The following is a 14,193-nucleotide window of genomic DNA, read 5'->3' on the forward strand; positions in this document are numbered from 1 at the left end:
ACCCCAGCGAGGCGAATATTCACTCCAGCCCCCGCACTGCCGAGGCTGGGGTGTTCCACGGGTCGATGTCCCCGTGCGCGCGGGCCGCGGCCGCGGCCTTGTCCTCACCGGCGACCAGGACGCCCACGTGACGGGCCGAGTTCAGCACCGGCCACGTCAGCGAGATCCGCTCCGTTGGCGGTTTGGGGGAGTCGTCCACACCTACTGCACTGGCCCCGGTCTCCCGCTGATCGGGATGCTCCGGGAACAGGGAGGCCACGTGCCCGTCGGGCCCCATGCCCAGCCACAGCACGTCGAAGAACGCCCTGCCCCGGGTGCGGAACGGCTGGTCGCCGCCGGCGAGGTCCAGCTGCTGGCCGTACCAGGCAGCACCCTCCTCACGGGACACGCCGTCGAAGGGGGAGGGCATGCGGTGGATGTTGCGCTCCGGCATGCCCGCCTCATGCAGCGGCACCAGCAGGCTCTCGCGCACCTGCTTCTCGTTGCGATCATCGGACTCCGGGTCCACGAACCGCTCATCGCCCCACCACACGTGAAGGCCCTCGAGGGCAGAGTCCCCGCCGGTATTCCCCGTCGCCGTCCCCTTCAGGGCCGAGCGGAGCGCACTGGGCAGCGCAGCCGCCGCCTTGGTGCCCACGGTGCCGCCGGTCACCACCAGGTGGGCGACACTGCGCTCGGTGAGCGCCTGGACGAGGCGGGCAGCGGCATCCTCCGCAGCCGCCTGGGCGACCGCGTCGGCATCGTCCAGCACACGGTCCTGAGGATCGGGCTTGCCACCGGCGAACACGGCGGCGTCCTCGATCCCGCTGAAGGCATGGGCGAGCACCTCGCCGTACACCTCGTCGGGGTCCAGGCGCCGCAGCTCCTCCGCCAGCAGCTCGTACAGCGAGCGCCGCGGCATGGTGACGTGCTGACCGTCCTCATCGCCCGGCAGGCTCATCACGATCGCGTCCTCGTCACCGTCCTTGCCGGGGGTGCGGGCCAGGGAGATGGTGCCGTCCTCACGGTCCAGGTGCACGCCGAGCACACCGGGACCATCGGCCTCGCCCTCACCGGGAGCGGCGATCTCCACCTCGATGTCCAGCGCGTGCTCGAGCCAGGAGGCCATCAGCACCACCGAGGGATCGTCCTTGTGGCCCACCACCCGGATCGCCTTCGGCGTGGTGGCCGGAGGGATCTCGAACACGCTGGCCACCAGGCCGCGCCAGTTGGTCAGGCGCGACCAGGCCAGGTCCGAGTCGCCGCTGGCGTAGCCGCGGCGCAGGCGCTTCAGGGTGGCCAGGGGGTCCTCGCAGGCGGCGGCATCGGTGATGCGACGCTGCGACATGGAGCCCAGCACGTCGTGGACGGGGGAGGAGGGCGCACCTTCCGGCCACCAGGTGACGATCGGGGCGTCGGCCAGCAGCAGCGGCATGATCAGGGTGTCCAGGGAGTACAGGATCTCCCCGCGGGCCCGCAGGATCACGATCTCGCCGGCCCCGGCGTCGCGGCCCACCCGCACCTCGGCGTCCAGGCCGCTGGAGGCGGCATCGGGGTCGGTGTCCACCACGATCACCCGCGCGGGGTGCTCGTGGCTGGCTCGCACGGCGGCCTCGACGGGACCGTCGATGTCGTCACCGGTGGCGACGATGATGAGGGTGAGGACCCGGCCGATGGTGGTCGCGCCGAAGGTCTCCCGCATCTGCATCATGGTCTTCTCGACCTCGGATGCGGTGGTGTCGGTAAGGGTGGTGATCACGGTCGCCTCCAGGTGCGCCCGTCGCGGGCGAGCATCTCGTGTGCGGTATCGGGTCCCCAGGAGCCGGGGCGGTAGGGGGCGGGCCTGAGGTTCTCGGCCCAGAACTCGGTGATGGGGTCGAGGATCTTCCAGCTCAGCTCCACCTCCTTCTGGCGGGGGAACAGTGGCGGGTCGCCCAGCAGCATGTCCAGGATCAGGCGCTCGTACGCCTCCGGGGACTCCTCGGTGAAGTTCATGCCGTAGGCGAAGTCCATGGTCACGTCCCGCACCTCCATCTGGGTGCCGGGCACCTTGGACCCGAATCGCATGGTCACGCCCTCGTCGGGCTGCACCCGGATCACGATGGCGTTCTGCCCCAGGTCAGCGGTGTCGGTGGAGCGGAACGGCAGGAACGGGGCACGCTTGAGGATCACCGCGATCTCGGTGACGCGGCGGCCCAGGCGCTTGCCGGCCCGCAGGTAGAACGGCACCCCGGCCCAGCGGCGGGTGGCGATGTCCAGACGGATCGCGGCGAAGGTCTCGGTGGTGGAGTCGGCGGGGATGCCGTCCTCCTCGAGGTAGGACCTGACCTTCTCGCCGCCCTGCCAGCCGCCCACGTACTGCCCGCGCGCGGTGTGCGCGGCGAGGTCCTCGGGCAGTTCGACGGCGGAGAGCACCTTCTCCTTCTCGGCCCGCAGGTCCGAGGCGCGGAAGGAGACCGGCTCCTCCATGGCCGTCAGGGCCAACAGCTGCAGCAGGTGATTCTGGATCACGTCACGGGCGGTGCCGATGCCGTCGTAGTAGCCGGCGCGGGAGCCGATGCCGATGTCCTCGGCCATGGTGATCTGCACGTGGTCCACGTAGGTGGCGTTCCACACCGGCTCGAACATCTGGTTGGCGAAGCGCAGCGCCAGGATGTTCTGCACCGTCTCCTTGCCCAGGTAGTGGTCGATGCGGAACACGTCCTCGGGACGGAACGCCTTCTCGACGACGTCGTTGAGCTCGCGGGCGGAGGCCAGGTCGTGGCCGAAGGGCTTCTCGATCACCACGCGACGCCAGGAGCCGTCACGGGGAGTGTTCAGGCCGGAGTCCGCCAGCTGCTGGCACACCTCGGGGAAGGCGCTGGGCGGGATCGACAGGTAGAAGGCGTGGTTGCCGCCGGTGCCGCGGGTGGCGTCCAGCTCCGAGACCACCTCGGTGAGCCGTTCGAAGGCCGCCGTGTCGTCGAACTCGCCGGTGACGAACCGGAGCCCGCCGCGCAGCTGCTCGAAGACGCTGTCGGTGAAGGGGGTGCGGGCGTGCTCGGAGACGCTCTTGCGCACGTAGTCCTGGAAGTCCTCGTCGGACCAGTCGCGACGACCGAAGCCCACCAGGCCGAAGCTGGGTGGCAGCAGGCCGCGATGGGTGAGGTCGTAGATCGCCGGCAGCAGCTTCTTGCGCGCCAGGTCGCCGGTGACACCGAACATCACCATGGAGCTGGGTCCGGCGATCAGCGGCAGGCGCCGGTCACGGGGGTCGCGCAGCGGGTTGACCGCCGTGGGTTCGGGGGAGTCGGTCACTAGGGGTCCTTTCAGCAAGGGAAGCTGAGCAGCAGGGGAGAGCGACGGGGGCGGTCCACCGCACTGGTGGCCCGCCCCCGTGGCGGGTACGGGGTCAGCCCCGCGTGTCCTCGATGGTGGCCTTGACGGTGGAGAGCAGCTCCTCCCAGGCCTTCTCGAACTTCTCCACTCCCTCGCGCTCCAGCACGGCGAACACGTCGGCCAGGTCCACCCCGGCCTCGGCGATCGCATCGAGCACCTTCTCGCCCTTCTGGGCGGTCTCGGCGCTGAGCGGCTCCCCGGGCTCGGAGTGGTCGGCGACGGCGTCGAGGGTCTTGCCCGGCATGGTGTTCACGCTGGGGTCGGCCACCAGGGAGTCCACGTACAGCGTGTCGGGGTACTCGGGGTTCTTCACCCCGGTGGAGGCCCACAGCGGCCGCTGCACGTTGGCGCCCTTGGCCTTCAGCTCCTCGAAGCGCTCCGAGCCGAAGGCCTCCAGGTACTCCCCGAAGGCGGCCTGGGCGTTGGCGACGCCGGCGGAGCCGCGCATCACCTCGGCCTCACCGCCCAGCGCCGCGAGCCGTTCGTCGATCTCCGTGTCCACGCGGGAGACGAAGAACGAGGCGACCGAGTGGATGGTGGACAGGTCGTGGCCGTTCTCGGTGGCCTGCTCGAGACCGGCCAGGTACGCCTCGATGACGTCCTGGTACCGGGCCACCGAGAAGATCAGGGTCACGTTGACGCTGATCCCCTTGGCGATGGTGGCGGTGATGGCCGGCAGCCCTGCCTCGGTGGCGGGGATCTTGATCATCACGTTCTCGCGGCCGACGATCCCGTGCAGGCGCTCGGCCTGCTCGATGGTCGCCTCGGTCTCGTGCGCCAGGCGCGGGTCCACCTCGATGGACACGCGACCGTCGTAGCCGCCGGAGGCCTCGTACTGCTCCTTGAACAGGTCGCAGGCGGAGCGCACGTCGTCTGTGGTGAGCACCTCGACCACGGCCTCCACGTCCTTGCCCTCACCGGCCAGGCGCGCGATGTCCTCGTCGTACACGGAGACACCGGCGATGGCCGCCTGGAAGATCGAGGGGTTGGTGGTCACGCCCACCACGTCACGGGTGGCGATCAGCTCGGCGAGGTCGCCGGAGGTCATCGCCTGCCGGGAGAGGTCGTCGAGCCAGATCGACACGCCGGCCTCGGACAGGGCGCGGGTGCGGGGGTTTCGCTGATCGTTCATCTGGTCCTCCTCAGGACTCTCGACGTCTCAGGCCTTGGCCGCGGCGATGGACTCGTGGGCGGCCTTCACGACCGCCTCCGGGGTCACGCCGTACTTCTCGAACAGCACCTTGTAGTCGGCGGAGGCGCCGTAGGTCTCCACCGAGACGGCTCGGCCGGCGTCGCCCAGGTAGCGGAACCAGGGCATCGCGATGCCGGCCTCGACCGAGACGCGGGCCCGCACGGACTTCGGCAGCACCGACTCGCGGTACGCCTCGTCCTGCGCGTCGAACCACTCGAAGGAGGGGACCGACACCAGTCGCGTGGGCACGCCCTCGGACTCCAGCTGCTTCTGCGCCTCGGCGGCGATCTGCACCTCGGAGCCGGTGGCCAGCAGGATCAGCTGCGGCTCGCCGCCTTCGGCCTCCTTCATCACGTACGCACCGCGTGCCAGGCCCTCGGCGCCGGCGTACTCGGAGCGGTCGAAGGTGGGGACCGCCTGACGGGTCAGTATCAGGCCCACCGGGCCGTCGCGGTGCTCGAGGGTGGCCTTCCAGGCGGCAGCGGTCTCGTTGGCATCGGCCGGACGCACCACGGACAGACCGGGGATGGCACGCAGGGCCGCCAGGTGCTCGATCGGCTGGTGGGTGGGTCCGTCCTCGCCCAGGCCGATGGAGTCGTGGGTCCACACGTAGATGCTGGGCACGCCCATCAGGGAGGCCAGGCGCACCGCGGGCCGCATGTAGTCCGAGAACTGCAGGAAGGTGCCGCCGTAGGCCCGGGTGAGCCCGCCGATAGTGATGCCCGAGAGGATCGCGCCCATGGCGTGCTCACGGATGCCGAAGTGGAGGGTGCGGCCGTAGGGGGTGCCGGTGAACTCGTCGGTGGAGTGCTCGGCGGGGATGAACGACGGCTCGCCCTCCATGGTGGTGTTGTTGGAGCCGGCGAGGTCGGCGGAGCCGCCCCACAGCTCGGGCAGCACAGCGGCCAGGGCGTTCAGGACCGTGCCGGAGGCGGCGCGGGTGGCGACACCCTTGGCGTCGGCCTCGAAGGTGGGCAGCTCCTCGGCCCAGCCCTCGGGAAGCTCCTGGGCGCTCAGGCGGTCCAGCAGCGTGGCGCGCTCCGGGTTCGCCTCGCGCCAGGCGCTCACCTTCTCGTCCCACTGGCGGCGGGCCTCGGCGCCGCGCTCGCGCAGCTCCCGGGTGTGGGCCAGGACCTCGTCGGCGACCTCGAAGTCCTTGGCCGGATCGAAGCCGAGCACCTCCTTGACGGCCTTGACGGCCTCGGTGCCGAGCTTGTTGCCGTGCACCTTGTGGGTGCCCTGCAGCTCGGGGGTGGGCCAGCCGATGATGGTGCGCAGGTCGATGAAGGAGGGCTTGTCGGTGACCTTCTGGGCCTCCTCGATGGCCTTCTTCAGCGCGGCGACGTCCTCGACGTACTCGGTGCCGCCGTTCGTCCAGTCCACCGTCTGCACGTGCCAGCCCAGGGCCTCGTAGCGGGCCGCGGTGTCCTCGGTGAAGGCGATGTCGGTGTGGCCCTCGATGGTGATGTCGTTGTCGTCCCACAGCACGATCAGGTTGCCCAGCTGCTGGGTGCCGGCGATGGAGGAGGCCTCGTTGGAGATGCCCTCCTGCATGTCGCCGTCCGAGGCGATCACGTACACGAAGTGGTCGAAGGGGCTCTGGCCGGGGGCGGCGTCCGGGTCCAGCAAGCCGCGCTCGCGGCGCTGGGCCATGGCCATGCCCACGGCGGTGGCGATGCCCTGGCCGAGGGGACCGGTGGTGGTCTCGATGCCGTCGGTGTGGTGGTACTCGGGGTGGCCCGGGGTCTTGGACCCGTAGGTGCGCAGCGCCTCGATGTCCTCGATCTCCAGCCCGAAGCCGCCGAAGAACAGCTGGATGTACTGGGTCAGGCTCGAGTGACCGGCCGAGAGCACGAACTTGTCGCGGCCCAGCCAGCGGGAGTCGGCCGGGTCGTGGCGCATGACGTCCTGGTACAGGAGGTACGCGGCCGGGGCCAGGCTCATCGCGGTGCCGGGGTGGCCGTTGCCCACCTTCTCCACGGCGTCGGCGGCGAGGACGCGGGCGGTGTCCACCGCACGTCGATCCAGCTCGGTCCAGCCCTCGGGTGCCTTGAACGTATCGGTCACGGGGATTCCTTTCGTCGGGGGAGCGGCGTCGAAGCCGCTCAGGTCGACCGCCGCGCGCATAGGCACGCGGAACACCCTCCTAGCCTAGTCCGGTGCGGCGCACGCGCCACGGGGTGCCCGCGGTTGCCGGACCGACCGGCAGGGCCGGGCGATGGCGGGTGCCTGGTCTCACGCCGCCGTTCCGGGACCTCTCGGGAACCTCTGCATACACTGGACCGGATGCACTCCGGCAGGACCATCGGACGGTCCGGTATGCCGGGACCACGAGGAAGGACGGTGGACGGTGACCGCCACCCAGGGCACGTCGTCGATCCCGAGCAGGGACCAGCGAGCCGGTGACGGCAACCGCAGCAGCGGCCGCAAGGGTCGCACGGACGGTCCCGGGCGTCGTGAACGCTCCGTGGGCTCCGTGATCAAGGCCTACGTGGCGCTGACCAAGCCGCGCATCATCGAGCTGCTGCTGATCACCACCATCCCCACCATGTTCCTGGCGGCCGGCGGGTTCCCCTCCCCGTGGTTGATCCTGGCCACCGTGGTGGGCGGCTACCTCGCCGCCGGTGGCGCCAATGCGCTGAACATGTATCTGGACCGCGACATAGACGCCCAGATGAAGCGCACCCGCAACCGGCCCCTGGTGACCGGGCAGATTTCCCCGCGAGACGGGCTGATCTTCGGGATCGTGCTGTCGATCGTCTCCACGGTGTGGCTGGGCGTGCTGGTGAACTGGGTGTCCGCGGCGCTGGCCCTGGCCGCGATCCTCCTGTACGTCGTCTTCTACACGATGATCCTCAAGCGCCGCACCAGCCAGAACATCGTGTGGGGCGGAGTGGCCGGCTGCATGCCCGTACTGATCGGCTGGTCGGCCGTGACTGGCACCGTGTCCTGGACCGCGGTGCTGCTGTTCGCCGTGATCTTCTTCTGGACCCCGCCGCACTACTGGCCGCTGGCCGAGAAGTTCTCCAAGGACTACGCCGACGCCGGCGTGCCGATGCTCCCCGTGGTCGCCTCCCGTTCCAAGGTGTCCGCACAGATGGTCATGCACACCGTGCTAATGATCGTGGCGAGCCTGGCGATCATCCCGCTGGGCGACACCGGCTGGGTGTACGGGGTCTCCGCCGTACTGCTGGGCGGGTGGTTCGGCTACCTCGTGGTGCGGTACGCGCACCGCGTTCGTAAGGGCGCCAGCGGCAAGAAGCTGGCCCCCATGAAGGTGTTCCACGCCTCCATCACGTACCTGTCGCTGCTGTTCATCGCACTGGCAATCGATCCCTTCGTCACCCTGTGACGACGTCCCAGCGGTGACGGGCCATCGACGGTGAGGGACGGCCGGCGATGAGGGACGGTGACCGCCGCATCCTCGAGCAGTATCTGAGCCACCTGCGCATCGAGCGCGGCCTGGCCGCCAACACCGTCGCCGCCTACCGGCGCGACCTCACCCGTTACCTCGCGTACCTCGAGACCCAGGGCATCGACCCCCTCGCCGTGCAGCCCGCGCAGCTCTCGAACTGGCTGCAGGCCGTGCGGTCCGGTGCGGACTGCGGCGCCGCCCTTTCCGCCTCCAGCGCTGCCCGTTCCCTGGCCGCCGTGCGCGGTCTGCACGGGTTCCTGGACTCGGAAAGGGCCTCAACCAGCGGTGACCCCACCCGCCTGCTGCCGGCCCCGGCCCGGCCCGGTCGGCTCCCGCACCCTCTTCCCATCGATGACGTGCTGCGACTGCTGGATGCCGCAGGCAGACCCAGCACCGGGCAACTGGCCACCGAGCGGGCACTGCGCGACCGGGCCCTGCTGGAGCTGCTGTACGGGATCGGTGCCCGCATCTCGGAGGCCACCGGGCTGGACCTGGACGACGTGGACCGCGAGCAGCGATCCGTGCTGCTGCGCGGCAAGGGCGACAAGCACCGCACCGTCCCGGTGGGCCGCTACGCCCTGGACGCCCTGGACGCCTACCTCACCCGGGGCCGGCCCGCACTGGCAGCTCGTGGCCGCGGCACCCCTGCCGTGTTCCTGGGATCCCGCGGCACACGACTGACCCGCCAGGCCGCCTGGCAGGTGGTCCAGCGCGCCGGCCGTGACGCGGAGATCAGCGAGCAGATCAGCCCCCACACCCTGCGCCACTCCTACGCCACCCACCTGCTGCACGGCGGGGCCGACGTGCGTGCCGTGCAGGAGCTGCTGGGGCATGCCTCGGTTACCACCACCCAGCTGTACACGCAGGTGACGGTGGATTCCCTGCGGGAGATCCACGCCACGGCCCACCCGCGTGCACGTCGCCGTCCCGCCCGGTCGGGGAGCACCGATGGGACCGCTGAGGAGAACCCCCGGGGGCCCGCCGGGAACCCCACGGGCGAGCAGGGCCCGTGAGTAGACTGGCCCGGCATCATGTGGGCCCCGGCCCGCAGCACCAGACCGCTCGACGACAGGAACACGCACAGTGAGCCCGACCGCTAACCAGCAGCTCGACATCGACCTCGGCCCCACCGGCCGGCCGATGCCCGAACTGCCGCAGCCAGCGCCGCTCGAGAGCCACGGCCCGGCCCGCGTGATCTCGATGGTCAACCAGAAGGGCGGCGTCGGGAAGACCACCAGCGTGATCAACCTGGGGGCGGCCCTGGCGGAGCTGGGACGCAAGGTGCTGCTGGTGGACCTGGACCCGCAGGGCGCACTCAGCGCCGGCACGGGGATCAACTCCTTCGACCTCGACGTGACGGTCTACAACCTGCTGATGGACCGCAGCCACGACATCCGCGAGGTCATCCACGAGACCGAGACCGAGAACCTCGACGTGCTGCCGGCGAACATCGACCTCTCCGCCGCGGAGGTGCAGCTGGTCAACGAGGTGGCGCGCGAGATGGCCCTGGCCCGCGTGCTGCGCCCGGTGGCCGACGACTACGACGTGATCATCATCGACTGCCAGCCCTCCCTGGGCCTGCTCACCATCAACGCGCTGGCCGCGAGCCACGGCGTGATCATCCCGCTGGAGGCCGAGTACTTCGCGCTGCGAGGCGTGGCGCTGCTGGTGGAGACCATCGAGAAGGTGCAGGACCGCATCAACCCGCGCCTGGAGGTGGACGGGATCCTGATCACCATGTTCGACCCGCGCACCCTGCACTCCCGCGAGGTGTGCCAGCGCGTGGTCGAGGCCTTCCCCGACAAGGTCTTCCACACCACCATCAACCGCACCGTGAAGTTCCCCGACGCCTCCGTGGCGGCCGAGCCGATCATCTCCTTCGCGTCCTCCACCAAGGGGGCCGATGCCTACCGGCAGCTGGCGCGCGAGCTGATCTCCCGCGGCTCCGCGGCCTGAGCCCGCCGCCCATGGCTGATCGCTCCAGGTCCTCCTCCTCGACCGGTTCGCCGGCACCGAAGAAGCGGCGCCGTAGCGCCTTCACCCCGCCGCGCACGGTGCGCCTGCGCGACGATCAGGGGGAGAGGGTCCGATCGGGTGGCGACACCGTGCAGGCTGAGGACGGGGAACGGCTGCAGAAGGTGCTGGCCCGGGCCGGATTCGGCTCACGCCGCGCCTGTGAGGCACTGATCTCCTCCGGCCGCGTCACGGTGGACGGCCAAGTCGTCGTCACCCAAGGTGTCCGGGTGGATCCAGCCCGCCAGGTGGTGCATGTGGACGGGCGCCGGCTCCAGCTGGATGAGGGCAAGACCACTGTGGTGCTGCACAAGCCCCGCAAGGTGGTCTCCGCTATGAGCGACCCCGAGGGGCGCCGCGACCTCAGCGAGTTCGCGGGCAGGTACGAGCAGCGGCTCTACCACGTGGGCCGCCTGGACTACGAGACCGAGGGTCTGCTGCTGCTGACCAACGACGGGGAGCTCGCCCACCGCCTCACCCACCCCAGCTTCGAGATCGCCAAGACCTACGTGTGCCGCTTCGACGCCCCCGGCGGGCCGCCCCGCTCCCTGGTGCGCACGCTGCGTGAGGGCGTGGACCTCGAGGACGGCCCGGCCCGCGCCGACAAGGCCCGGGTGCTAGCACAGGACGGCCGCGAGGCGGTGGTGGAGGTGACGCTGCACGAGGGCCGCAACCGCATCGTGCGTCGCATGTTCGCCTCCCAGGGCTTCGAGCTGACCCGGCTGGTGCGCACCCGCATCGGGCCGGTACTGCTGGGCGAGCTGGCGCCGGGGGAGATGCGCGAGGTCACCGACAAGGAGCTGGGCACGCTGATGGCGGAGGTCGGGTTGTGAGCTTGGTCCCCTCGCCGGTGCGGGTGATCGGCACCGGCCTGATCGGCGGTTCCCTCGGCATGGCCCTGATGGGGACCGGCGTGCGCGTGCAGGTGGAGGACGCCTCCCCGGGGACCACCGCCCTCGCCGTCGAGATGGGGGTCGGTTCCCGGCCCGGACCCGACGACCCGGACCCCGCCCTGGTGCTGGTGGCCGCCCCGCCGGATATCACCGCGCAGATCGTGGCCCGCGCCCTGACCACCTGGCCCCGGGCCATCGTGGCGGACGTGGCGAGCGTGAAGAAGACGGTGCTGGACGCCGTACGGGAGTCGGTCGACGAGGAACTGCTGACCCGCTACATCGGCACCCACCCGATGGCCGGACGCGAGGTCTCCGGAGTGATCGCCGCCCGCGGCGACCTGTTCCGCGGCCGCCCCTTCGTGATCGTCCCGCACGAGGGCACGCTCCCGGAGGCCACCACCATGCTGAAGGGACTGGCCACCGAGATCGGATCCGTGCCGGTGGTGATGGAGGCCGCCGCGCACGATGTCGCCGTGGCCCACGTGTCCCACGTCCCCCAGCTCCTGGCCAGCCTGCTGGCGACCACGCTGCTCACGCCCACGGAGACCGCGATGGGCCTGGCAGGACAGGGACTGCGCGACACCACTCGCATCGCCGACTCCGACCCCCGCCTGTGGGTGGAGATCCTGGGCGCGAACGCCGAAGCCATCGCCCGGGTGCTGGGGCAGGTGCGCACCCGCCTGGACGGCGTGATGGACGCGCTGGACTCCCTGGCCGGTGACCCCGATCCGGCCGTCGGCTCCCGCAGGGCCCTGGCGGACCTGGTGGCCGACGGCAACCGGGGTGTGCGCCGCATCCCCGGCAAGCACGGCGGCGCCGGCGACGACTTCGGCACCCTGACGGTGCTGGTGCCCGACCGACCCGGCGAACTGGCGCGCCTGCTCACCGAGATCGGCGACATCGGCGTGAACCTCGAGGACCTGCGGCTGGAGCACACCCTCGGCCAGAAGGTGGGCCTGGCCCACATCGCCGTGATGGCCACCCGTGAGGACCTGCTCACCCGGGAGCTCGCCGAGCGCGGCTGGACGGTGGCCGAGGGCTGAGCGCCCCGTATCCTGGACGGATGCAGACGAGCACTTCTTCCGGCGTGACCATCGCCATCGACGGCCCGGCCGGATCCGGCAAGTCCACGGTGTCGCGGCGCGTGGCCGAGGCCCTCGAGGGCGGCATCCTGGACACCGGCGCGATGTACCGGGCCGTCGCCTGGAGCTGCCTGGAGACCGGCGTGGACCTCGAGGACCGGGAAGCGGTGGCCGCTGTCGCCGAGGAGCTGGACCTCGACCTGGGCACCGACCCCGAGGGCGCCACCGTGGTGGTGGCGGGCACCGACATCACCGGCGAGATCCGCACCGAGCGAATCTCCACGCAGGTCAGCGCGGTCGCCACCAACACCCTGGTACGGGCGATCCTGCAGCGCCGCCAGCGCGAGGTGCTGTTCGCGACCGCCGCCGAGCGCGGCAGCTGCGTAGCCGAGGGCCGGGACATCACCACCGTGGTGGCCCCCGACGCCGATGTGCGGGTGCTGCTCACCGCCAGTGAGGACGAGCGGATGCGCCGCCGCGCCGCGGAGCTTGACCTCGAGCAGACCGAGGAGACCCGCCGGCGCATGGCCGACCAAGTGCTGCGCCGCGACCGCGACGACGCCACCGTCTCGGAGTTCTTCACCGCTGCCGACGGCGTCACCACCATCGACACCACCGGCCTGGGCATCGACGACGTGGTGGTGCGGATCCTGGCCCTGGTGGACCGGGTCGAGGCCGAGCAGTCCGAGCGTGCCGCTGCGGCCTCCGTCTCCGCGGCCGACCACCGTCCGGCCTCCGAGCAGGGTGTGGACGCCCAGCGCGGTGACCGCGCCGGGGCTGTCCGGGGTGAGGGGCCCTCCGACGAGGACGTGGCCACGGCCCTGCGTGCGGGCCTCGCAGACTTCGACCTGGACGACGAGGACCTGGCGCTGCTGGAGGGGGAAGACGACGAGCTGCCCACCGGCTCGCCCAGCCCCAACCTGCCGGTGGTGGCCGTGGTCGGCCGCCCGAACGTCGGCAAGTCCACGCTGGTCAACCGCATCCTGGGCCGCCGCGAGGCCGTGGTGGAGGACGTGCCCGGCGTGACCCGCGACCGCGTGTTCTACGAGGCCGAGTGGGCCGGGCGCGACTTCTGGCTGGTGGACACCGGCGGCTGGGAGGAGAAGGTGGAGGGCATCGCCTACTCCGTCGCCCAGCAGGCCGAGGTCGCCGTGGAACTGGCGGACGTGGTCATGTTCGTGGTCGACGCCAACGTGGGCATCACCACCACCGACGAGCAGATGCTGAAGGTGCTGCGCCGCACCGACCACCCCGTGGTGCTGGTGGCCAACAAGGTGGACGATGCGCGCGGTGAGCTCGAGGCGGCCGCCCTGTGGAACCTGGGCATGGGGGAGCCGTACCCCGTCTCGGCACTGCACGGCCGCGGCTCCGGCGACCTGCTGGACGCGGTGCTGAGGGTGCTTCCGAAGGAGGGACGCGGCCAGCCCGTGGACCACGGCCCGCGCCGTGTGGCCCTGGTGGGCCGCCCCAACGTGGGCAAGTCCTCCCTGCTGAACCGCCTGGCAGGGGAGACCCGCGTGGTGGTCGACGACCTGGCCGGCACCACCCGCGACCCGGTTGACGAGAAGATCGTGCTGGGCGGGCGCGAGTGGACCTTCGTGGACACCGCCGGGATCCGCCGCCGCGTCCTGCAGTCCCAGGGCGCTGACTACTACGCCTCCCTGCGCACCCGGGCCGCCCTGGACCGCGCCGAGGTGGCGGTGGTGCTGCTGGAGGCCAACGAGCCGATCTCCACCCAGGACCTCAAGATCATCGACATGGTGCTGGAGTCCGGGCGTGCCCTGGTCCTCGCCTTCAACAAGTGGGACCTGTTGGACGAGGAGCGCCGCAAGCAGCTGGAGCGGGAGATCGAGAAGGACCTCCACCACGTGGCCTGGGCGCCGCGGGTGAACCTCTCGGCCCGCACCGGTCGCCACGCGGACCGCCTGGTCCCGGCGCTGGAGACGGCACTGGAGTCGTGGGACACGCGTATCCCCACCGGTCGCCTCAACGCGTTCCTGGGCACCCTGGTGGCGGCCCACCCGCACCCTCTGCGCGGCGGCAAGCAGTCCAGGATCCTGTTCGCTACGCAGGCCCGTTCCAGGCCGCCACGGTTTGTCATCTTCGCCTCCGGGTTCCTGGAGCACGGCTACCGTCGCTTCATCGAGCGCCGCCTGCGGGAGGACTTCGAGTTCACCGGTTCACCGATCGTGATCGGCGTGCGGATCCGTGAAAAGCGCAAGCGCTGAGCTCAGGCGCGTC

10 protein-coding genes are annotated in these 14,193 nt (G+C 70.9%); 6 read left to right on the forward strand and 4 right to left on the reverse strand.

Going from position 1 to position 14,193, the window contains the following annotated elements; all coding sequences use genetic code 11:
• Window positions 1–19: 19 nt before the first annotated feature.
• From pgl to tkt, 4 genes are all read right to left on the reverse strand, one after another.
• On the reverse strand, window positions 20–1,738 hold the full coding sequence (gene pgl / locus JOD52_RS07065) for a 6-phosphogluconolactonase (protein ID WP_204409182.1): 1,719 nt from the start codon (window positions 1,736–1,738) through the stop codon (window positions 20–22).
• Entirely contained in the window at window positions 1,735–3,276 is a 1,542-nt protein-coding gene (zwf, locus tag JOD52_RS07070) for a glucose-6-phosphate dehydrogenase (RefSeq protein ID WP_204409183.1), read from the reverse strand. The genes pgl and zwf overlap by 4 nt, the downstream gene beginning before the upstream one ends.
• 94 nt (window positions 3,277–3,370) lie before the next feature.
• A complete protein-coding gene (tal, locus tag JOD52_RS07075) occupies window positions 3,371–4,489 on the reverse strand; it encodes a transaldolase (RefSeq protein ID WP_204409184.1) in 1,119 nt (372 codons plus the stop codon).
• A gap of 27 nt (window positions 4,490–4,516) precedes the next feature.
• The gene (gene tkt, locus JOD52_RS07080) at window positions 4,517–6,616 is read right to left on the reverse strand and encodes a transketolase (RefSeq protein WP_204409185.1); all 2,100 of its coding nucleotides are present in this window, start codon (window positions 6,614–6,616) and stop codon (window positions 4,517–4,519) included.
• A 283-nt stretch (window positions 6,617–6,899) separates the two neighbouring features.
• On the opposite strand from tkt, the gene JOD52_RS07085 reads away from it, so the two are divergent.
• From JOD52_RS07085 to der, 6 genes are all read left to right on the forward strand, one after another.
• Window positions 6,900–7,901 (forward strand): heme o synthase, encoded by a 1,002-nt coding sequence (locus JOD52_RS07085; RefSeq protein WP_017822626.1) that lies wholly within the window; start codon window positions 6,900–6,902, stop codon window positions 7,899–7,901.
• Between the two features lie 47 nt (window positions 7,902–7,948).
• The gene (locus tag JOD52_RS07090) at window positions 7,949–8,977 is read left to right on the forward strand and encodes a site-specific tyrosine recombinase XerD (RefSeq protein WP_204409186.1); all 1,029 of its coding nucleotides are present in this window, start codon (window positions 7,949–7,951) and stop codon (window positions 8,975–8,977) included.
• Between the two features lie 70 nt (window positions 8,978–9,047).
• Window positions 9,048–9,920: a ParA family protein gene (locus JOD52_RS07095; protein ID WP_017822624.1), complete on the forward strand. Its 873-nt coding sequence runs from the start codon at window positions 9,048–9,050 to the stop codon at window positions 9,918–9,920.
• An 11-nt stretch (window positions 9,921–9,931) separates the two neighbouring features.
• The gene (locus JOD52_RS07100; protein ID WP_017822623.1) at window positions 9,932–10,810 is read left to right on the forward strand and encodes a pseudouridine synthase; all 879 of its coding nucleotides are present in this window, start codon (window positions 9,932–9,934) and stop codon (window positions 10,808–10,810) included.
• A complete protein-coding gene (locus JOD52_RS07105; RefSeq protein WP_204409187.1) occupies window positions 10,807–11,913 on the forward strand; it encodes a prephenate dehydrogenase in 1,107 nt (368 codons plus the stop codon). The genes JOD52_RS07100 and JOD52_RS07105 overlap by 4 nt, the downstream gene beginning before the upstream one ends.
• Before the next feature lie 20 nt (window positions 11,914–11,933).
• The gene (der, locus tag JOD52_RS07110; protein WP_204409188.1) at window positions 11,934–14,180 is read left to right on the forward strand and encodes a bifunctional cytidylate kinase/GTPase Der; all 2,247 of its coding nucleotides are present in this window, start codon (window positions 11,934–11,936) and stop codon (window positions 14,178–14,180) included.
• Window positions 14,181–14,193: the final 13 nt, after the last annotated feature.

The organism is Brachybacterium muris, from assembly GCF_016907455.1.
In the GTDB taxonomy this organism is placed as follows: domain Bacteria; phylum Actinomycetota; class Actinomycetes; order Actinomycetales; family Dermabacteraceae; genus Brachybacterium; species Brachybacterium muris.

Coding starts and splice junctions, on each gene's coding strand:
- der (WP_204409188.1), top strand. CDS start 11,934: ATGCAGACGAGCACTTCTTCCGGCGTGACCATCGCCATCGACGGCCCG.
- JOD52_RS07090 (WP_204409186.1), top strand. CDS start 7,949: ATGAGGGACGGTGACCGCCGCATCCTCGAGCAGTATCTGAGCCACCTG.
- tal (WP_204409184.1), bottom strand. CDS start 4,489: ATGAACGATCAGCGAAACCCCCGCACCCGCGCCCTGTCCGAGGCCGGC.
- JOD52_RS07100 (WP_017822623.1), top strand. CDS start 9,932: ATGGCTGATCGCTCCAGGTCCTCCTCCTCGACCGGTTCGCCGGCACCG.